The following is a 19,791-nucleotide window of genomic DNA, read 5'->3' on the forward strand; positions in this document are numbered from 1 at the left end:
CACCTGCCACACCCTGAACTCGAACCGGATCGTGGCGAAGCTGCAGCGTCGTCAGGAGGGACTGCCCATGGAATTCATTTCGCCGGTCGACGCTCTATTCCTGATCGCGGAATCACGAGAGCACCCGATGCACGTCGGTTCGCTACAGGTTTTCGATCCGTTGGAAAGCACCGGATCCGAGTTCGCGCGACGCGCGTACGCGACCTTGGCGGCCGACCGGAATTTCCATCGCACCTTCCGCAAGCGCCCGGCCCGCCTGTTCGGTTCCCCCCAGCTGGCGTGGACGGTGGACAGCACCGTCGAAATCGACTACCACGTACAGCGTTGGGCGCTCCCGGAATCAGGGAGCCTGGACGCACTGGTAGAGGTCGCCGCCGGACTGCACAGCACGCTGCTCGACCGCCATCGGCCGCTATGGGAAGTGCATTTGATCGAAGGGCTCGCGGACGACCGCGTCGGTATGTACGCGAAGATCCACCACGCCCTCATCGATGGCGTCGGCGCCCAGCGACTGCTGCAGCGCACACTCACCAGCGACCCCGACTCCGGCGAAGCGCTGGTGCCCTGGCATCTGCCATCATCCGGCCGACGCACCGAGAACCCACCGCGCCAACGCCTGCTCGGTGCCATGGCACGCGGGATACTCGCAGCGGCGGGCACCGCGCCGACGGCGTTGCGCCTGGCCCGCGCTGCGCTGGTCGAACAGCAGCTGACCCTGCCGTTCGCCGCGCCGCGCACCCTGTTCAACGTCCCGATCGGCGGGGCGCGCCGCTGCGCCGCCCGCTCCTGGCCGCTCGATCGGGTCCGGCAGGTCAAGAAGGCGACCGACGCGACGGTCAACGACGTGGTGCTGGCCATGTCGGCGGGCGCATTGCGCACGTACCTGATCGAGCACCAAGCCCTTCCTGACAAGCCGTTGGTCGCGATGGTGCCGGTATCGCTGCGACCGGACTCCGACGACGGCGACGACACCGACGGCAACGCGCTGGCGGCACTGCTGTGCAACCTCGCCACCGATCTCGCCGACCCGGCTGCGCGGCTGGCGGCGATCAGCTCCTCGATGCGGCGCAGCAAGGACATCTACCGCTCGCTATCTCCCGGGCAGGCCGTCTCACTGTCCGCGCTCACGCTGAGCCCACTCGCGCTGTCACTACTCATGCCCGCCACGGCTGCACTGACCAGCCCGCCGTTCAACATCGTCATCTCCAATGTGCCGGGACCACGCGAGCATCGGTACTGGAACGGCGCCCGCCTGGACGCCACCTACCCGCTCTCGATCCCGATCGACGGCCAAGCGATCAACATCACCCTCACCAGCAACGCCGACAACCTCGACATCGGCATCGTCGCCTGCCGCCGCAACGTGCCCGACGCGTCCGTGCTGCTCGACCACCTGGAGTCGGCGCTGGCCGACCTGGAGGAGGCGGTCCGCTGAGGCTGGACGGGGCTGCGGGACGGCGGCCGGACAGCGTGCGCGCGGCACTGACATGCCTGAGGCTTTCGACGACGACCTGCTCCGCTGGCCGGCTCAGAGAATCGGCCGTCCCCCGGTGACGGCGAACCGTGCTCCTGAGATATAACTGCCATCGTCGGAGGCAAGCAGGACGTAGGTGGGTGCCAGCTCGGCGGGCTGACCGGCCCGGCCGAGCGGAGTGTCGTCACCGAAACGGGTGACCTTCTCGACCGGCATCGTCGCGGGATCAGCGGCGTCCAGATCGGCCCGGGTGCGACACTGTTGACGCGAATCCCCCGCTCCCCCAACAATTGTGCGAGGCTCGCGGAGAAGTTGGCGATGGCGGCCTTGGTGGCGGCGTACGGCGCCAGGGTCGGAGAGGGCATGTCGGAGTTGACCGACGAGCTGCCGATGATGGACCCGCCCGAGGGCATATGCGGCAGCGCCGCCTTCACCAGGTGGAAGTAGGCGCTGACGTTCACCTTGAAGGTGTAGTCGAACTCCTCGTCGCTGATCTCCTCGAGGGTCTCGTGGGTCATCTGATAGGCGGCGTTGCTGACCAGCACGTCGATCTTTCCGAACTCCTGCACCGCACGGTCGACCACCGCGCGGCAGTGTTGTGGCTGCGACAGGTCACCGTCCACCAGGATCGCCTTGCGGCCGGCTTGCTCCACCAACTGCGCGACCTGTTTCGCGTCCTCCTCCTCGTCGAGGTAAGAGATCAGGACGTCCGCGCCCTCCCGCGCGAAGGCGATGGCGACAGCCCGACCGATGCCGCTGTCGGCGCCGGTGATCACGGCTGCCTTGCCGGTGAGTTTTCCGGAACCGCGATAGCTGTCCTCGCCGCAGTCCGGAATCGGCGTCATCCTGGCCTGCACGCCGGGGACTTCTTGCTGCTGCTCGGGAAAGCCCATGGTCGCGTTCCTCCTGTGCATCGCTGTTCGGGACGGTCATATGCACAGCGACTACCGCGAAAACCCTCCGGCAAACCCCTGTCCCCCCGCTCACAGCGGGCCCGACACCCGGAGTCCGTTGATCGAGGGCGGCGGCTCCCGTTGTGCCGCAGCCGGACCGGCCGGCAAACGCTCGAGGATCTTGCCGGAATCGCTGCGGGGCAGCGCCGAGAGGAACGTGGCATCGCATGGAATGAGGAAGCGGCTCAACGGATTTCGGCTATATGTTCGCACCATGTCCGAATCGAGCCCGGACCCCTCTCCGATGCCCGCCATCCCCCGACCCGCGCTCAGGCTGCCCGGGACGCCGCGTCTTCGGTGCCGAGGGCCCGCTCGCGCAACTGCCCGAGCACCCTGGTCAAAATCCGGGACACCTGCATCTGGGAGATGTCCAGGCGTTCCGCGATCTGGGTCTGGGTCTTCGATTCGAAGAAACGCAGGACCAGCACCTCGCGGTCGCGCGGCGGCAGCTCGGCGATCAGCGGCCGCACCGCCATCGCCTGCTCGACCAGGCAGTAGCACGGTTCCTCGGCGCCGAGCATTTCCGCGAGCGGCTGCGGCACCCCCGCACCGTCGTCGCGGGCCACCGACTCCAGCGAGTTCGTCTGGTAGGCGTTGCGCGCGAGAAGCGCCTGGGTCACCTCCCCGAGCTAGACGTCCAACTCTGCGGCGATCTCCCTGGCCGTTGGCATCCGCCCGAGCCGGTGCGACAGCGACTCGGTGGCCGGGCCGACGCGCAGCTGGATCTCTTTCACCCGCCGCGGTACCCGCAGCGACCAGGTGTTGTCCCGGAAGTGCCTGCGCACCTCACCCATGATGGTGGGGACCGCAAAGGCCAGGAAGGGGGTACCGCGGGAAACGTCGAAGCGGTCCACCGCGAGCACCAAGCCCACGCGGGCGATCTGCAGCACATCGTCGAAGGACTCACCGCGGCCGGAGAATTTGCGGGCGATGTGCTCCGCCAGGGGAAGGCACCGGCGCATCACCTCCTCGCGCAGCACCGCGCGATGCGGGTCGGTCTTCTCCAACGCGGTCAGCTTCTCCAGCCAAGGTTCGATGTTGTCGTAGCTGTCGCCGCCCCGCCGGGGCGTGTCGTTCCGGTCGGTCGTGAACTCACGTGTCATCGGATGTTCCTCGTTCCCAACTGAATTCGATGGCGGTCGGATACCCACGCGCATCTGTTTCAAAAGGGTCACGGGACATCGATGTGGAGCTGGTGAGCATCCGGACCAATTCCCAACTCAGCGGGTCGCCACTGACCTCGACTTCGTGTTCGGCGATCGCGTCGACCCGCACGACCATGCGGTTCGCGCTGTAGGTGAACGCACAGCCGAGCAACGAGCCCGGCACGGCGTCGATCATCAGCATTGTGGCTATCTCGTTGATCGCCAGCCGGATGTCGGCGGCCGCGGCGAGCGGAAAGTCGGCCACCAGGCACACGGTATCGGTCAGCCCGCGCACCATGGCCAAATGCTGCGCGGCGGCGGGAATCCGGACGGCGACCGTGGTGGTAGCCGCGGCTCGCGTGCCGAACGCGCCGGTGACCATGTGCATCACACCGCTGCGAGCTGCGCCTGCCACATCCAGTGCAGCTGCTCGAGTCGGGCGGCGATGGCCAGGAAGAGGTCCTGGGTGACCGGATCGGCTTTCTCGGTCGCGGCGATTCGCTCACGTAGTCGCTTGATCACCGCGGCGAGGTTGCCGACGATCGCGTCGATGACGTCAATGTCCTGTTGCCAGCCGTCGCCGATTCCGAGTGCGCCGGAATCCCTGGCCACCGTCGCGGCGCGCCCGTCCGGGCTGATCCCTATGGCGGTGCAGCGTTCCGCGGCGGCATCGGTGAATTCCCGTGCCGCCGTGACCAATTCGTCCAACGCCAGGTGCACCGAACGGAAATTGGCGCCGATCACGTTCCAGTGCGCCTGCTTGGCGATCAGCGACAGGTCGATCAGGTCGACCACTGTCGCACGCAGTGTCTCGCCCGCAATACGCTGCTGCTCCTGGTCGAGGGTGCCCGTGATGGGTTGGGTCATCGCTCCAGCCTTTCCGCATCGGTCACTGGTCATCGACGGGCTACCCACCTGTGCGGCGTTAAACCTCTTGCGGAATCCTCCGACCCGATTCTGAAATGACTGTTGCCTGTGGTCCGTCGACCGCCCGCGACCCACGGCGATATCATCTGCGCGGCAGCGGTAGTCGCGCTACACCGAGGGCGTCGACGAACCCAGGTTCGCGACCGCGTATCCGGCCGTGCACTCGCCGCGCACGAGGAGCGCCCGCGCTACCGTCGAGGAGCTGGCGCGTCAGCGCGGGGTGATGCGTGCTACCGCGCGGGCCTCCGCGCCGACGGCGAACCAGAGATCGAGGGACGAGCCCGTGCGGCGAGCGACGAGCTGGAGGTCGTCACCGAAGCGCACCGGCTTCATGTACTCGATGACGGTGCGGTGCGGGCCGGATTTCAGTTCGGCGTGATCGGCGAGGATCTCCTCGACGGCGCTCAGGTAGACCGCGTTGTTCACATGGTCGAGCAGGTCGATGTCGGTGACCCGGAGCGGGAACGGACGGGTCTGGACGCCGGGCTCCGCGGCGGGCGGCATCGGGTCGGTGAGTGCGGCCTTCCAGCGCAGACGGTGTTCGGTCGTGCTGGCCAGCATCGGTGCCATGAAGCGGTCGCTCATCCGGGCCGGAACGCCGGATTCGGTGCCGAAATGGATCAGGAAGGCCTCCGTCTCCATCAGCCCGCCCTGGGTACCGCACACCTGGACGCGCATGTTGCACCAGCGGTTGGACAGGGCCGAGCACCAGCGGCGCAGTGTGACCCGTTCGCCGATTTCGATGGGCTTGAGCACGTCGATCACCGTCCGGCGGACCACCCACCCGCGATGAGTGTCGCCCTCCTCGACGGCGTCGAGATGCTCGTACCCGATGTCCTGCAGGTAGCGCGCGACAGCATCGAGCCGCAGGCGCTGGTCGGGGGCGGTGTCGGCAACACGGACCGGCCAGCCGGTCTCGAACGGAGTTATCTCGGTCGGGGGTTCCGGCAGCACGCTGGGAATGACCATGATCGAATAATGCCAGGTGTTTGCTGCAGTCGCATAATTGGGCGCGCTATATGACATAAGTACAGTTGATCTAGGATTACTGCCGATAGCCTGTAATACGCCAGAATATCGGTGAGGGCAGGGCCAGCCCTCGGAAACTCGTCGTAGCGGTCATCAACCCAACCGTGGCGCGACCTATCGGCGGGCCGAGCCGGTTCCGGCGCTGTACTTGTCGACCAGGGCGCACAAGGTCCCGAAGGCCGGTTTGGGGATGTAGCCATCGGTCGTGAGCCCGAACTGATGAAACAGGTCAGGCTTCGCGCTGTCGGCGTCGCGCGGGCGAAGTGGGTGTATCCGCTCAGGCGCAGCGCCTCCGCCTCGGCGGCAACGATCCGGACGACGATGTCGACCACCTCGGCCTGCCGTCGCGGTGTCCGGTCAGGTCCGGTGGGCCAGCCGTGTTCGGTGATGTGCAACGGCGGGTGGTCCAGGCCCGCCGGGGTCAATACCGCGGCGCGGTGGTGCCGGAGCAGTCCGGCGACGGCATCGGCGAATTCGGCGTCCGGAACGGGGCGGAAGACGTCGGGGAAGAAGTCCAAGCCCACGTAGTCCAGGTCGCGGACGAACTCCACTCCCCCGCACTCGGTCAGCGTCGCCGGAAACGATGCGGCAGGCCCGAACAGCGGAGTGGTGTTGAAACCCACACGCAGGTGGTCGAATCCGAGCTCGCGCGCCCGCGCCTTGCCCGCGGACACGCCGCGCACGATCGCTTGGACGACGTTCGGGTAGTAGCCGTCCAGCGTCGATTCGCAATCGCGGCGATCGCCCAGGCGGACAAAACGAAGCCCCGAGAAGCGAACTCCCCGGGGCGTCGTGGCAGCGGACTACTTCCTGGAACGATCCCGCTTCTCCCGGACCCGCACCGAGATGCGGACGGGCGAGCCGTCGAAGCCGAACTCCTCGCGCAACCTGCGCTCCAGAAAGCGACGGTAGCCCGCCTCCAGGAAGCCGGTGGTGAACAGCACGAATGTCGGCGGACGTGTGGTCGCCTGGGTGGCGAACAGCACGCGGGGCAGCCTGCCGCCGCGCATCGGCGGCGGGGTCGCGGCGACCACATCCTTCAGCCAGGTGTTCAGTCTGCCCGTCGAAATCCGCTTGTCCCACGATTCCAGCGCGGTCTCCATGGCGGGCACCAGCTTCTGCACCGCGCGACCGGTGTGGGCGGAGATGTTCACCCGCTGCGCCCACGGCACCCGGATCAGATCCCGATCGACCTCGCGCTCCAACTGCAGGCGCCGGTCCTCGTCGACCAGATCCCACTTGTTGAACGCCAGCACCAGCGCGCGTCCCGAGTCGGCGACCATGCTGATCACCCGCAGGTCCTGCTCAGTGATCGGCTGCGAGGCGTCGATCAGCATGATCGCCACCTCGGAGGCCTCCAACGCGGACTTGGTGCGCAGCGACGCGTAGAACTCGGTGCCGCTGGCGTTGGCGACCTTGCGGCGCAGCCCGGCGGTGTCGACGAACTTCCAGATCTTGCCGCCCAATTCGACGAGGGAGTCGACCGGATCCACCGTGGTACCCGCCACGTCGTGCACCACAGAGCGCTCATCATCGGCCAGCTTGTTCAGCAAGCTCGACTTACCGACATTCGGCTTGCCGACCAGCGCGACGCGCCGCGGCCCGGTGCCGCCGGTTCCCTCCCGCGGGGTCTCAGGAAGCACCTGGAGCACGTCGTCGAGCAGATCGCCGGTGCCGCGACCGTGCGCGGCGCTGACCATCCGGGGCTCGCCGAGACCGAGGGACCACAACGCCGCGGCTTCGGATTCCACGCGCTCGTCATCGACCTTATTGGCGACCAGGATCACCGGAATCCGGGACCGACGCAGCTTCTTCACCGCGGCCTCATCGGTGGCGGTAGCGCCGACGACGGCGTCGACCACGAGCAGGACCGCGTCGGCGGTCTGCATGGCGAACTCGGCCTGCCTGGCCACCGACTGCTGCAGCCCCTTCGCATCGGGCTCCCACCCGCCGGTGTCCTGGACAAGGAAACGGCGGCCCGCCCAGTTCGCCTCGTAGGACACGCGGTCGCGGGTCACACCTGGAATGTCCTCGACGACCGCCTCTCGGCGGCCCAGGATCCGGTTCACCAGCGTCGATTTACCCACATTCGGACGGCCGACAACCGCCAGCGTCGGCATCGCGACATACGCATCGTCGTCGAACTCATCGTCGAGATCGGCCAACTCCCAGTCGGATTCGTCGCTCCAGATGCCATCGCCGGCCAGTACATCCTCGCTCATCGGTCGCGTCCTCTCCGGTTCGCCGAAAGCTGCTGCGCGACAACGCAGTACAGCTCGTCGATGACCTCGTCCATGGTCAGCTCGCTGGTGTCGACCAGCACCGCGTCCTCGGCGGGACGCAGCGGGGAGACCTTGCGCGTCGAGTCGAGGGTGTCGCGACGCTGCACGTCGGCGAGCACGCCCGGGTAGTCGTCGCCGCGACCTTCGAGGATGTTCTGCTGGTTGCGCCGATGGGCGCGCGCCTCCGCGGAAGCGGTCAGGTAGATCTTGGCGTCTGCTTCGGGCAGCACGACGGTGCCGATGTCGCGACCCTCCACCACGATTCGCTGCGTGGCCGTGGTGATGTCGCGCTGCAGCGCGACGAGCAGCTCGCGGACCTCGAGCACCGCCGAGACCGCGGAGACAGCCTTCGTGACGGCGGCGCCCCGAACTTCCGACGCCACATCCTCGCCGTCGAGCTGGATCACCTCACGGCTGGGGTCGGTGCCGATGGACAGGGGCAATTCCTTGACCGCGGCCGCGACAGCGGCCGAGTCGGTGAGCTCGATGCCGGTGCGCAGCACACGCAGCGTCGCGACCCGGTACATGGCGCCGGTGTCGAGGTAGCGTGCGCCGAGCCGGGCGGCCAGGCGCCGGGAAACGCTGGACTTGCCGGTACCGGAGGGCCCGTCCATGGCGACCACCAGCGGGCTCGTACCGGACATCCGCGCCGGCACCTCGACCGGGACCTCCACACCATTCACAACGACACCGCCTCGTAGAGTTTGCCGATTTCATCGCGGCCGAGCACGCGCAGCGTGCCGGGCCGTTGATCGCCGAGCGCGACCGGACCGATATGGGTGCGCACCAGCCGGGTGACCGGATGGCCGACCGCGTCCAGCAGGCGGCGCACGATGTGCTTGCGCCCTTCGTGCAACACCACCTTCACCAGGGAACGTCCTTCCCCCAGCTCGAGCACCTGGAAACGGTCGACCCTGGCCGGTCCGTCCTCCAGCTCGACGCCGTCCTTCAGTCGTTTGCCGACCGTGCGGTTGACTTCACCGTTCACCGTCGCCAGGTAGGTCTTGGAGACCTCGAAGGAGGGGTGCATGAGCCGGTGCGCGAGGTCGCCGTCGTTGGTGAGCAGCAGCAGGCCCTCGGTGTCGGCGTCGAGCCTGCCGACATGGAACAGGCGCTGACCGGCGGCGATCCGCTCGGCCACGATGTCACCGACGCAGGGGCGGCCCAGGTCGTCGGACATGGTCGACTGCCAGCCCTTGGGTTTGTTCAGCGCGACGTGCACCAACTCCTCGCGCACCATCACCCGAGTGCCGTCGACCCGCACCACCGCGCGCTGCGGGTCGATGCGCAAGCCCTGCTCTCGCACGATGAGGCCGTCGACCTCGACGCGGCCCTGCGCGATCATCTCCTCGGCGGCGCGGCGCGAGGCGACACCGGCCTTGGCGAGCACCTTCTGCAGCCGCTCGCCCTCACCCCACGGCAGCTTCGTCGGGGAAGCAGCCTCGGTGGGCTCCACGTTCTGGCGACGGGCAGGCTTGGCGTTGCTCAGCAATGTCGGCTGTGCGACCTGGCGTTGCGGCTTCGGCTTCTTCTTCGCGGTCGGGGTGGACTGGGCGCCGTGCCGCGGCGAGTTCGCGGCCTGAGCTCCACGCTGGGCGGTACCGCGTCCCGCGCCACTAGCCTGTTGGGCGCCACGAGTGGTATGCCCTCGTTGCGCTGAACGGGCGTCGCGTGCGCCTGCGCCGCCCCGTTCGGGCTGAGCGCCGCGTTTCCTACGATCCGGTGTGCCATCTCGGCGAGCGGGCGTATTCATGTTGTCCTGTCATTGTTCGGTGCCGAGGTCCAAATCGGCCTCGGCGGGTTTCTTCAACCTGGTGTACCGGGGGTCGGTCTCCAAGCTCTCGTTGATCTCGTCGATCAGGTCGACGCCCGGAAGCAGGGGCGCCAGCGGCGGCAGATCGCTCAGCGCTGCGAGCCCGATCCGTTCCAGGAACAGTTCGGTCGTGCAGTACTGCGTCCCGTTGGTCTCCGGGTCGACGCCTGCCTCGGCGATCAAGCCCCTGGCCAGCAGCGTGCGCATCACCCCGTCGACGTTCACGCCGCGCACCGCGCTGACCCTGGTCCGGGTCACCGGCTGACGGTATGCCACCACCGCCAGCGTTTCCAATGCCGCCCGCGTCAGTTTCGAGCGGGAGCCGTCGAGCAGCATCCGTTCCACATACTGCGCGTACTCGCTGCGAGTATAGAAGCGCCAACCGTCACCGACGAAACGCAGATCGATGCCGCTGGACCGGGCGGACAGCTCCGCGGACAATCCACGCAAGGTGGTCTCGACCCGCTCGGCGGTGTCGTTCAGGGCGGCCGCGAGCTGCTCTACCGGGGCCGGAGCGTCCACGATGAGCAGCATGGCCTCCAGCGCCGAGCGGAACTCGGCGTCGTCCAGCGGTTGCGGGGTGAGTTCCGCCACTGCCTCACTCAAGACTGCGCCTCCCTCGCACTCGGCTCCGTCGTGCACGACCACGCACTGTGCCCTCGGCTCACTCGTTGACGCTCACTCACGGGCGTGCCCCGCCGACGGTGTTGTCGTTCCGCTCGCTCACCCGTAGTCCTCCTCGATAGTCACGGTGTCCACCTGTTCGGCGGCGTCGTCGCCGATCCAGCTGACCGACAGCGGGCCGAGCGGGTCGGGCTGGTCGAACTCGATCGTCTTGCCGCGATACAGCTCGAGCAGCGCCAGGAAGCGGGCGACGATCTGGACGGGTACCTCGCAGTCGGCGACGAGCTCACCGAAGGTGGTCCAGCAGCCCGCACCGCGCTGTTTGAGCCGCTCCAGCACGAGCGCCGCCTGTTCGGCAACCGAGATGGCATGCGTATGCAGGTGGTCGAGCCCGACCTTGGGCACCGGGCGGGGCTGGAAGGCCGCCGCGGCGATTTCGGCGAACTCGGCCGCCCCGACACCCAGCGTAACCTCGGGCAGCAGGTCGGCGTAGCGCTCCTCCAGTCCGACCGCGCGCGGATAGCGGCGCAGCGCAGCCGCCTCCAACTCGGCCAGCAACTCGGCGACCTGTTTGAACGCCCGGTACTGCAGCAGACGGGCGAACAACAGGTCGCGCGCCTCGAGCAGTTCGAGGTCCTCGGTGTCGGTCATCTCGCCGGACGGCAGCAGTCGTGCCGCCTTCAGGTCGAGCAGAGTGGCTGCGACGACCAGGAATTCGGTGGTCTGGTCCAAGATCTTGTCTGCCCGCAACGTGTTCTGTCGCGCCATGTTCGCGGTCAACGCCTTGGTATAGGCGATGAACTCGTCGGTCACCTTGTGCAATGCCACCTCGGTGACATCCAGCTTGCGCGAGCTGATCAGGGTGAGCAGCAGGTCGAACGGCCCCTCGAAGTTGCTCAGGCGCAGCCGGAATCCGGAGGACTGGTCGGGGCTTTCATCAGGCACGCTATCCGGTACAGCGGCAGGCAGGTCGTCCGGCTCGTCGACAGACGCCACCGACGAATCATCCTGTTCTGCGGCGGTATCGCGCATAGCCACCGCTGCGCGGGGCTCCGGTTCGGTCGTCGGCGGTTCCTGCGCCGACGTGCCCGGGCCGGACGCGAAGAGCGGGGCGGCTTCGGTGTCCGATTCGGTCCGCGCGCGGGTCTCGCCCACGATGGCGGCGTTCGGGCGCTGCGTCGACGCGCCCCGGCCGGCGGTGATATACGCCGCCGCTACATCGCCCAGCGCAGGGGCTTTTCCGGAAGCGCCGCGTTCGAGTGGCGGTTCTGTGGGTTCGTCGGCACTGTCCGACGCACCGGCATCGCACGCGCCACCATCCGGTGTGGGGGTCGCACCAGCGGCGGAAGGCCCCGTGCCGGGTGTGTGCGTAGTTCTCGCGGACTCGGGGTCGGAAGGGCCGATCACCGGCCCGACCGGTGGATGACTTCCCGTGCCATCGCCCGATACGCTTCCGCCCCACCAGATTTCGGCGCCCACGTGGTAATGGGCTCGCCCGCGACGCTGGCGTCCGGGAAACGGACGGTGCGCGAGATCGCGGTGTCGTAGACCAGGTCGCCGAATACCTCGACGACTCGCGCCATGACTTGGCGGGAATGCAACAGCCGGGCGTCGAACATGGTGACCACTATTCCGTACAGGCTCAGCCTCGGGTTCAACCGGTCGCGCACCTTCTCCACGGTGTCGTTGAGCAGCGCGAGCCCGCGCAGCGAGAAGTATTCGCATTCCATCGGGATGATCACGCCGTCCGAGCAGGCCAGAGCATTGACGGTGAGCAGGCCGAGGGAGGGCTGGCAGTCGATCAGGATGTAGTCGTAGCGGTTGCGCACGGGGTGCAGAGCGCGACCGAGCGACTGCTCCCTGCCCACCTCGTTGACGAGCTGGATCTCCGCGGCGGAAAGGTCGATGTTGCTCGGCAGCAGGTCCATGTTCTCGACGCGGGTCTGCATCAGCACGTCGTCGATCGACACCTTGGAGCCGATGAGCAGGTTGTGCACAGTCGAGTCGAGATCGTGGTGTGCCACACCGAGTCCCGCGGACAGCGCGCCCTGCGGGTCCAGATCGACGAGCAACACCCGGCGGCCGTATTCGGCCAGTGCGGCGCCGAGGTTGATGGTGGAGGTGGTCTTGCCCACTCCGCCCTTCTGGTTGCACATCGCGACAACCAGGGCATCGCCGTGCCGGTCCAGCGGCGGCGGGTCCGGGACCAGCCGCAACGGGCGTCCGGTCGGACCGAGCGTCGTGTCATCCGGCACCGGCTCCATTCCGCTGCCCCACAGCGTTTCCGCCGCGGCGTCCGAGTACGGGCCCGGTCGCGGGCCCATAAGCGGCTCCGCCCCAGCACCCATCGGCGGCTCTGCCGCTCCGGCTGTCGTCACGATCCGCTGCTCCTTATACGTTCCTGCCCGTTGCCTCGCCGAGCGTAGCGAGGCCGATCAGGGCCCGACCTCGCTTTCGTACGGTCCAGCTCTCGATAGACGCTACAGCTTGACGGCACTCGAGTGCCGCGCCTGCGCGCGGCGTGTTCGCCACGCGCTGGTCAGCGCCATTGCGGGCCTCCGTCGAAATGGACTTCGCACCCGTTGTGTTCGTCGATGCTGCCCGGTCCGCCTCCCCACGCGATCCGGCCGAGGTGCCGGAAAGTGCTCGCAGCGGACGATACCCGCTGTGTGCACCGCCGTGAACTCGGCGGGGCCGTCCGCCGCGTCGCACGGCACCCGGCAGGACGACAGTCGGGCCAACCAGCACAACGGACTTCGCAGACACGAGCGGGCTTCGCAGACATGGCTCGTCCTCGCACACGAGTAGCAGTAGAGTCCACTGCGCGGGGGAAGCGAGCAGGTTTGCGAAGTCGACCTCGCCCGTCAGCGGGCACGGGGGTGGGCGGTTGCCCAGACTTCGCGCAGGGTGTGAACCGTGACGAGGGTGTAGATCTGAGTCGTGGTCACCGACGCGTGACCGAGAAGTTCCTGCACGACGCGAACGTCGGCGCCACCGTCGAGCAGGTGGGTGGCGAACGAGTGACGCAGGGTGTGCGGCGACACCGCCGCTGCGATGCCCGCGCGTTCGGCGGCGCTCTGCAGGACCTGCCAGGCGCTCTGACGGGACAAGCGTCCGCCGCGGACGTTCAGGAACAGGGCTCCGGCGTTGCCCTTTCCCTGCGCGGCGAGCGTCGGCCGCCCACGCACCAGGTAAGCGTCCACGGCGGCGAGGGCGGGGCGGCCGATCGGAACCATGCGCTGTTTGCCGCCCTTGCCGCGCAACACGACCGCACGCTCCTCGGTGTCGAGATCGTCGACGTCCAGCCCGACCGTCTCCGAGATCCGGGCGCCGGTCGAATACAGCAGTTCCAGCAGCGCGCGATCGCGCAGCCCGCGCGGTCCGCCGTCCGCACCCGCAGCGCCGTCCGAATTGTCCACAGGCGCACCACCCGCGGCCTCCAGCAGTTGCAGCACCTGGTCGTAAGGCAGCGCCTTGGGAAGCCTGCGGCCTGGGGTGGGCGGCTTCACCGCATGCGCGACGTCGGTACCGGTCAGTCCCTCCGCGGCGGCAAAGCGATGCAGCCCGCGCACGGCGATCAGCGCGCGGGCCACCGAACTCGCCGCGAGCGGCGGATGGCTGCTTCCGCCGGCGCGCAGCGCCATGGTGAACTCGGCGACGTCCGATTCGGCGACCTGATCCAGCGAGCCGATGCCGCGTCCGGTCAGGAAGTCGAAGTAGCGACCGAGATCGCGTCGGTAGGCGCCGAGGGTGTTGCGTGCGACGCCGCGCTCGACCGCGAGATGGTCGAGATATGTATCGAGCTGCCGCGCGAGCACTGTCGATCAGCCTTCGGACTTCTGCGCCGCCTTGCGGCGAAGGAACGCGGTGGGCTGTCCGGCCCATGGCGCGTCCGCCGCCCGTAGCTCGATGCCGCATGCCCGCGCGGCCGCCAGCGCGAGTACGCCGGAGACCGCGGTGGCGTTGACGATCTCCCCCGCCAGCGCCGCACGGACGGCCGCGTCGACCGGCATCCGGACCACCTCGAGGTCGGCCTCCTCCAGCTCCGGCTCGGGGCGGTGGGTCTCATGCAGGCCGCGGGCCAGGTAGACCCGCAGCGCCTCGTCGGTGAAGCCGGGCGAGAGCACCACATCCACCAGCACCGCCCATTCCCGCGCGGCCAGCCCCGTCTCCTCGGCCAGCTCGCGCTGCGCTGCGACGAGCGGATCCTCGCCGGGGAGGTCGAGCAGACCGGCGGGCAACTCCAGCAACCGTCTGCCGATCGGGTGGCGGTACTGGTTGATCAGCACCACACTGTCGTCATCATCGATCGCGGCGACAGCGACGGCCCCGTGGTGCTCGATCACCTCGCGTTCGACGACCCGCCCGCCCGGCATCGACACCTGGTCGAGCCGCAGTGCCAGGATGGCGCCACTGTAGACGGTCTCGGTGGATACGGTCTCGAAGTCGTGGCTGCCTGGTTCGGCAGCTCCCCCGTCGGTCATGCCGCTATCCCTTTTCCGTCGCACCCGCGAGTTCTTCGCCCGGGATGTCGACCGGGAGCTGTTCGGCCGCTTTGTATTTCAGCGCCGCCGAGACGAGTGCCGCGAACAGCGGGTGCGGGCGGGTCGGGCGACTCTTCAACTCGGGGTGGGCCTGGGTGGCGACGAAGAACGGGTGCACGTCGGCGGGCAGCTCGACGAACTCGACCAGATGCCCATCCGGCGAGGTGCCGCTGAACTTCAGGCCGCTCTCGGCGATCTTGTCGCGGTAGGCGTTGTTCACCTCGTAGCGGTGCCGGTGACGCTCGGAGACGTGCTCACCGCCATAGGCGTGCGCGACGACCGAGCCCTTCGCCAGGGTCGCGGGGTAGGCGCCGAGCCGCATAGTGCCGCCGAGATCGGCTTCACCGGCCACGGCCTGCTCCTGGTCGGCCATGGTGGAGATGACAGGATGCGGTGTGTCGGGCTCGAATTCGGCCGAATTGGCCTCGGTCAGGCCGACCGAGCGGGCCGCTTCGATCACGATGCACTGCAGGCCGAGGCACAGGCCGAGCAGCGGAATACCGCGGGTGCGCGCGTACCGGATGGCGCCGACCTTGCCCTCGATGCCGCGGATACCGAATCCTCCGGGGATGAGCACGGCGTCCACGTCGCGCAGCGCGTGCTGTGCGCCCGCCGCGGTCTCGCACTCGTCCGAGGGCACCCAGCGAATGCTGACCTTGGCGCGCGAGGCGAATCCGCCGGCACGCAGCGCCTCGGTGACCGAGAGGTAGGCGTCGGGCAGGTCGACGTACTTGCCGACGAGCGCGACCTCGACTGTCTCGCGCGGCGAGTGCACCCGCTCGAGCAGGTCGCCCCACACGGTCCAGTCCACATCGCGGAACGGCAGCCCGAGCCTGCGCACCACGTAGGCGTCCAGTCCTTCACGGTGCAGCACGCGGGGGATGTCGTAGATCGACGGCGCGTCCGGGGTGGAGATGCAGGCGTCCACCTCGACGTCGCACATCAGCGCGATCTTGCTTTTCAGCGCCTGCGGGACCTCGCGGTCGCAGCGCAGGATCAGCGCGTCGGGCTGGATACCGATGTTGCGCAGCGCCGCCACCGAGTGCTGCGTCGGCTTGGTCTTGAGCTCGCCGGAGGGAGCGAGGTAGGGCACCAGCGAGACATGCAGGAAGAAGACGTTGTCCCGGCCGACGTCGTGGCGGATCTGGCGGGCCGCCTCCAGAAACGGCTGCGACTCGATGTCGCCGACGGTGCCGCCGATCTCGGTGATCACCACGTCCGGGGCGTGTCCCTGCAGATCCGGGCCGCTCATCGCGAGGATGCGGCTCTTGATCTCGTCGGTGATGTGCGGGATCACCTGCACCGTGTCGCCGAGGTATTCGCCGCGCCGCTCCTTGGCGATGACCGACGAATAGATTTGCCCGGTAGTCACATTCGCGTCCCGGGACAGGTCCCGATCGAGGAACCGCTCGTAGTGGCCGACGTCCAGATCGGTCTCGGCGCCGTCTTCCGTCACGAATACCTCGCCATGTTGGAAGGGGTTCATCGTGCCGGGATCGACGTTCAAGTACGGGTCGAGTTTCTGCATCGTGACGCGCAGCCCACGCGCCGTCAACAGCTGACCGAGGCTGGAGGCGGTAAGACCTTTACCCAATGAGGAGGCGACTCCACCGCTGACGAAGATGTGCTTCGTGGCCGTTCGCGCCTGAATCCGTGTTTGACCCACGGGTCTTCACGGTAACACGAATCCGCCCGTCCGTTCGACGCCACGCATGTTTGCCACCCGATCGCCACAGCATCCTTCAGAGCGGGGCAACCCCTGCGGTGAGCGGGGTCGCGGGTCTCTCTGCTCGAGCACGAATGCCAGCCGGAGAAACCCGCCGGTTCAGCCGGGCAGGGCAGCGAGGGTGAGGGAGGCGGCTTTGGTGCCGGTGCCGTATCGGCCCGCGCCGCCGTCGAGTTGTTCGCCGAGGCCGAGGACGGTGGTGACGCGGCCGATTTCGCGGTCGAGATTGTCGACGGTGGTGACCTGGGTGGCCAGGGCCGCGTCGGCACGGACGACGGCGATCGGGCCGGGACCTTCCGCGGCGCCGGGGCGGCCCGCCAAGACCACGCCCGAACCACGGCCGCGCAGGGCCCCGGCGAAGCGGGCGATGTTGGAGCCATGACCGTTCTCGGCGGGCTCGGCGCCGTTTCCGCTGACTACTACGGCGAGCTGTGCGGGACGGGCCGGTGTGTCGCCGTAGGCGAGGAAACCACCGCCGCGCAGGGTCTCCAGGACCAGGCCGAGTTCCTCCGGGGTGCTGCGGGCTTGCCCGTCGACCGGGTCGAGCAGCAGAACCAGGCCGAGAAGATCGCCCGCCATGCTGCCTTGATCGACCGCGCCGGTGCGCAGCTGGGCGCCCGCGGGAATTACGTTGGTGACGGCGGTACGCATCCGGTCCCCCTCGGCGGCGTCGACGAAGGCGTCGGTGAGCGCGATCCGTCCGGTCACCGCGACCCCGGACGTCTCCAGCGCCTTGGTCACTCCGTCGACGTCGCCGGGATCGGCGTCCGGCGTTGTGAACACCACGACGCTGCGGTCGACGAGGGTGCCGGCCAGGATACGGCCGGACGATCCGGCGATGAAGCGATCGGCGGAGGTCAATTCATCGGTGAGCTGCCGATTGTGTTCGGCGAGCACGTCCACCCGTTGCCGGAGATCTGTCTTGTCCGCGCGCAACCCGGACAGCAGATCCGCCGCCAATGTCTGCGATCCGAGCACCACTCCCATTGCCAGGGCGAGAAAGATCCCCACGATCGAGATGGCATGTTGCCGCATCGAAACCATCGCTCTCCCTAGATTATTTGTCGCCGACGAGCCCATGTACCCACAGCGCGAACCGGTTCCAGGTCTCAATAGTCCAGTCCGTGACGTCCCCGCCGCTGTCGGCCGTGAGCAGCACGACGATCACCGCGACCAGCGCGGCGAGCACCACCAGCGCGATGGCGATCCCGGATACCCGGTTGCGGTAGAGCGTGGCGACTGCCTTCGCGTCGGTCACCTTGGTGCCGACCTTGAGGCGGGTGAGGAAGGTAGCCGGATTGCTGCCGCGGCGGCCGCGGTCGAAGAAGTCGTCGAGCGAGGCCGCGGCGCCCACGGTGACGATGAGCGACGCGCCGTGGTGGTCGGCCAGCAGCAGCGCCAGATCGGCGGGCGAACCCGACGAGGGGAACGTCGTAGCGCCGATGCCGAGATCCTGGATTCGTTCGAGTCCCTTGGCGTGACCGTCCGTGTCGGCGGGCAGGATCACCTCGGCTCCGCACTTCATCGTCGCGGAGGTGATCTCGTCCGGGTCGCCGACGATGAGGTCGGGTCGGTAGCCTCGCTTCACGAGGGTGTCCGCACCACGACCGACGCCGATCATGATCGGCACATACTCCTTGATGAACGGCTTGAGCCGCGCGAGATCATCGGCGTGATCCGGGCCGTCCGCCACGACCACGACGTGCCGGTGTTTCATGACCAGCTCGAGCTCCGGCACGCCGATGCCGTCGATGAGCAGCGGGCTTTCGGTGCGGATGAACTCGATGGTGTTGCCCGCGAACGCCTCCAGGTGATCGGCCAACCCGTCGCGAGCCTCGATCATCCGCTCGGCGACGGCCGAGTCGGTGAGCTCGATGCCCTCGACCAGGACCTCCGGCTCCTTCTTGATCATCTTGTCGGCGTAGACGACACCCCCGTCGATACGGACCTTGCTACCGTCCTTGATCTTGCCGAACGCGTCCGAACTCACAGTGTCCAGCAGCAGAACCCCGTTCGCCACCAGCACTTCCGGGCCGAGGTTCGGATAGCGGCCGGAAATAGACGGCGAGGTGTTGATCACCGCCACCACGCCGGCCTCGACCAGCCGGTCGGCGGTCATCCGGTCGATGTCCATCTCGTCGAGAACGACGATGTCACCCGGTCCCACCCGCTTCAGCAGACGCCGGGTGTTGCGATCCACCCTGGCTGTCCCGGTCAGACCGGGCGGCGTTTCGGTGTTCTTCGACAACAGCGCCAGCATCCTCATGTGGCCGATGATGGTGGCAAACCATCAACCATTGATGGAGGCGCGCCGCATCATCTATCACATCCGTCACTGTGATAGCCCCACGCACCACACGGTTCCGATACTTCTTCAGCGTCGGTCCACCCACGGATTCAGGATCGGGCACGCCGCAAAGGGCCACCTTGCACCACATTTTTCCTGTTCATGACGTTCTGAGCGAACCAGCGACACTGCAGAACCGTAGCCATGGATTACCGTTCACGGTCATCACAGGAGATCGAACGACAGGACGCGACCGGAAACTCCTCCAACGCAACTCTCCGTTCGGATTCGCTATCCAGCGAATGAGTCGCTATCGCACGATCCGATGCGAAGTGTCGATCCCGATTCAGGTCACGTGAACCTCAACCGCTGGGCACGTGTCCTGTGATTCCACGAAGGGTTCAGGATCGGCCCAGCGACCCGCCTGAGACGACACCCGTCCCGTGCCGTGCGCATCAGCCATCATGACGCGCCCGCAACCGACTGTGATGCGGACAACACGATCAGCGAGCAGGGCAAGGAGTACCTATATGCTGCCCGTCACAGGTAACTCGAAGAGGAGGCCCCATGGCCAGCACCACCGTCGACGCCGTCATCGCCGCGCCGCGCGATGTCGTGTACCGGCTCTTCGCCGACCGCGAAAGCATCAACCCCTACCTTCCGGTCCAGGTCAAGCTGACCAAGCCCGGCCTGACCGAACGTGAGGGCGTCGGCGCCCAGCATATGTTCGGACTCGGTCCGCTCGGCATCACCGAGGAGATCACCAAGCTGGTGCCCGGCGAGCGGATGGAATACAGGATCATCAAGGGCGCCCCGGTGAAACGCCACGTCGGCATCGTCACCTTCGCCGATACCGACAACGGCACGCTGGTCTCCTACACGATGCAGTCCGACCCCAAGCTCCCCGTGCCCGCCAAGGTGCTGGAGTTCGGCCTGAAGAACCTGATCGGCCAGTTCATCAAAGGCGCGCAGAAGGCTGTGCGCTGA

The 19,791-nt window shown here is 67.7% G+C and carries 17 protein-coding genes and 2 pseudogenes; 2 read left to right on the plus strand and 17 right to left on the minus strand.

The window, feature by feature from the left end; translation table 11 throughout:
- Nucleotides 1-67 precede the first annotated feature (67 nt).
- Nucleotides 68-1,435, plus strand: coding sequence for a WS/DGAT/MGAT family O-acyltransferase (locus AB4Z47_RS23600; RefSeq protein WP_441953641.1), 1,368 nt, complete (start codon nucleotides 68-70; stop codon nucleotides 1,433-1,435).
- A gap of 93 nt (nucleotides 1,436-1,528) precedes the next feature.
- Here AB4Z47_RS23600 and AB4Z47_RS23605 read toward each other — a convergent pair.
- The 17 genes and pseudogenes from AB4Z47_RS23605 to steA form a co-directional block, all read right to left on the minus strand.
- A pseudogene (locus AB4Z47_RS23605) lies at nucleotides 1,529-2,367 on the minus strand (glucose 1-dehydrogenase).
- Nucleotides 2,368-2,457: 90 nt separating this feature from the next.
- Nucleotides 2,458-2,643: a hypothetical protein gene (locus tag AB4Z47_RS23610; RefSeq protein WP_441953593.1), complete on the minus strand. Its 186-nt coding sequence runs from the start codon at nucleotides 2,641-2,643 to the stop codon at nucleotides 2,458-2,460.
- Nucleotides 2,644-2,696: 53 nt separating this feature from the next.
- Nucleotides 2,697-3,530: pseudogene (locus AB4Z47_RS23615) on the minus strand (RNA polymerase sigma factor SigF).
- Nucleotides 3,520-3,987, minus strand: coding sequence for an anti-sigma factor (locus AB4Z47_RS23620; protein ID WP_441953595.1), 468 nt, complete (start codon nucleotides 3,985-3,987; stop codon nucleotides 3,520-3,522). Before AB4Z47_RS23620 ends, AB4Z47_RS23615 begins: the two are co-directional and overlap by 11 nt.
- Nucleotides 3,960-4,439: a Dps family protein gene (locus AB4Z47_RS23625; RefSeq protein WP_441953597.1), complete on the minus strand. Its 480-nt coding sequence runs from the start codon at nucleotides 4,437-4,439 to the stop codon at nucleotides 3,960-3,962. The genes AB4Z47_RS23620 and AB4Z47_RS23625 overlap by 28 nt, the downstream gene beginning before the upstream one ends.
- Before the next feature lie 270 nt (nucleotides 4,440-4,709).
- Nucleotides 4,710-5,468, minus strand: coding sequence for an acyl-[acyl-carrier-protein] thioesterase (locus tag AB4Z47_RS23630; protein WP_441953599.1), 759 nt, complete (start codon nucleotides 5,466-5,468; stop codon nucleotides 4,710-4,712).
- Between the two features lie 863 nt (nucleotides 5,469-6,331).
- Nucleotides 6,332-7,750 (minus strand): ribosome biogenesis GTPase Der, encoded by a 1,419-nt coding sequence (gene der / locus AB4Z47_RS23635; RefSeq protein ID WP_441953601.1) that lies wholly within the window; start codon nucleotides 7,748-7,750, stop codon nucleotides 6,332-6,334.
- Nucleotides 7,747-8,454 carry a (d)CMP kinase gene (gene cmk / locus AB4Z47_RS23640; RefSeq protein ID WP_441953603.1) on the minus strand — a complete coding sequence of 236 codons (708 nt, stop codon included), beginning with the start codon at nucleotides 8,452-8,454 and terminating at the stop codon, nucleotides 7,747-7,749. Before cmk ends, der begins: the two co-directional genes overlap by 4 nt.
- A 35-nt stretch (nucleotides 8,455-8,489) precedes the next feature.
- Entirely contained in the window at nucleotides 8,490-9,563 is a 1,074-nt protein-coding gene (locus tag AB4Z47_RS23645) for a pseudouridine synthase (protein ID WP_441953605.1), read from the minus strand.
- 9 nt (nucleotides 9,564-9,572) lie between these two features.
- Nucleotides 9,573-10,229 (minus strand): SMC-Scp complex subunit ScpB, encoded by a 657-nt coding sequence (gene scpB / locus AB4Z47_RS23650; RefSeq protein WP_441953607.1) that lies wholly within the window; start codon nucleotides 10,227-10,229, stop codon nucleotides 9,573-9,575.
- A gap of 117 nt (nucleotides 10,230-10,346) precedes the next feature.
- Nucleotides 10,347-11,279 carry a segregation and condensation protein A gene (locus AB4Z47_RS23655; protein ID WP_441953643.1) on the minus strand — a complete coding sequence of 311 codons (933 nt, stop codon included), beginning with the start codon at nucleotides 11,277-11,279 and terminating at the stop codon, nucleotides 10,347-10,349.
- Between the two features lie 371 nt (nucleotides 11,280-11,650).
- Entirely contained in the window at nucleotides 11,651-12,511 is an 861-nt protein-coding gene (locus AB4Z47_RS23660; protein ID WP_441953645.1) for a ParA family protein, read from the minus strand.
- 600 nt (nucleotides 12,512-13,111) lie between these two features.
- Nucleotides 13,112-14,065: a site-specific tyrosine recombinase XerD gene (xerD, locus tag AB4Z47_RS23665; RefSeq protein WP_441953609.1), complete on the minus strand. Its 954-nt coding sequence runs from the start codon at nucleotides 14,063-14,065 to the stop codon at nucleotides 13,112-13,114.
- Between the two features lie 6 nt (nucleotides 14,066-14,071).
- Nucleotides 14,072-14,731, minus strand: coding sequence for an NUDIX domain-containing protein (locus AB4Z47_RS23670; RefSeq protein ID WP_441953611.1), 660 nt, complete (start codon nucleotides 14,729-14,731; stop codon nucleotides 14,072-14,074).
- Between the two features lie 4 nt (nucleotides 14,732-14,735).
- Nucleotides 14,736-16,457, minus strand: coding sequence for a CTP synthase (locus AB4Z47_RS23675; RefSeq protein WP_441953613.1), 1,722 nt, complete (start codon nucleotides 16,455-16,457; stop codon nucleotides 14,736-14,738).
- 159 nt (nucleotides 16,458-16,616) lie between these two features.
- Nucleotides 16,617-17,561: a copper transporter gene (locus tag AB4Z47_RS23680; RefSeq protein WP_441953615.1), complete on the minus strand. Its 945-nt coding sequence runs from the start codon at nucleotides 17,559-17,561 to the stop codon at nucleotides 16,617-16,619.
- Between the two features lie 13 nt (nucleotides 17,562-17,574).
- Nucleotides 17,575-18,783: a putative cytokinetic ring protein SteA gene (steA, locus tag AB4Z47_RS23685; protein WP_441953617.1), complete on the minus strand. Its 1,209-nt coding sequence runs from the start codon at nucleotides 18,781-18,783 to the stop codon at nucleotides 17,575-17,577.
- Nucleotides 18,784-19,371: 588 nt separating this feature from the next.
- On the opposite strand from steA, the gene AB4Z47_RS23690 reads away from it, so the two are divergent.
- On the plus strand, nucleotides 19,372-19,791 hold the full coding sequence (locus AB4Z47_RS23690; protein WP_441953619.1) for an SRPBCC family protein: 420 nt from the start codon (nucleotides 19,372-19,374) through the stop codon (nucleotides 19,789-19,791).

It is taken from the genome of Nocardia sp. 2TAF39 (assembly GCF_052114905.1).
Taxonomy (GTDB): domain Bacteria; phylum Actinomycetota; class Actinomycetes; order Mycobacteriales; family Mycobacteriaceae; genus Nocardia.

Coding starts and splice junctions, on each gene's coding strand:
- AB4Z47_RS23625 (WP_441953597.1), bottom strand. CDS start 4,439: ATGACCCAACCCATCACGGGCACCCTCGACCAGGAGCAGCAGCGTATT.
- AB4Z47_RS23645 (WP_441953605.1), bottom strand. CDS start 9,563: ATGAATACGCCCGCTCGCCGAGATGGCACACCGGATCGTAGGAAACGC.
- AB4Z47_RS23655 (WP_441953643.1), bottom strand. CDS start 11,279: ATGCGCGATACCGCCGCAGAACAGGATGATTCGTCGGTGGCGTCTGTC.
- AB4Z47_RS23680 (WP_441953615.1), bottom strand. CDS start 17,561: ATGGTTTCGATGCGGCAACATGCCATCTCGATCGTGGGGATCTTTCTC.
- AB4Z47_RS23610 (WP_441953593.1), bottom strand. CDS start 2,643: ATGGTGCGAACATATAGCCGAAATCCGTTGAGCCGCTTCCTCATTCCA.
- AB4Z47_RS23690 (WP_441953619.1), top strand. CDS start 19,372: ATGGCCAGCACCACCGTCGACGCCGTCATCGCCGCGCCGCGCGATGTC.
- AB4Z47_RS23600 (WP_441953641.1), top strand. CDS start 68: ATGGAATTCATTTCGCCGGTCGACGCTCTATTCCTGATCGCGGAATCA.
- der (WP_441953601.1), bottom strand. CDS start 7,750: ATGAGCGAGGATGTACTGGCCGGCGATGGCATCTGGAGCGACGAATCC.
- steA (WP_441953617.1), bottom strand. CDS start 18,783: ATGAGGATGCTGGCGCTGTTGTCGAAGAACACCGAAACGCCGCCCGGT.
- AB4Z47_RS23630 (WP_441953599.1), bottom strand. CDS start 5,468: ATGGTCATTCCCAGCGTGCTGCCGGAACCCCCGACCGAGATAACTCCG.
- cmk (WP_441953603.1), bottom strand. CDS start 8,454: ATGTCCGGTACGAGCCCGCTGGTGGTCGCCATGGACGGGCCCTCCGGT.
- AB4Z47_RS23670 (WP_441953611.1), bottom strand. CDS start 14,731: ATGACCGACGGGGGAGCTGCCGAACCAGGCAGCCACGACTTCGAGACC.
- AB4Z47_RS23660 (WP_441953645.1), bottom strand. CDS start 12,511: ATGGAGCCGGTGCCGGATGACACGACGCTCGGTCCGACCGGACGCCCG.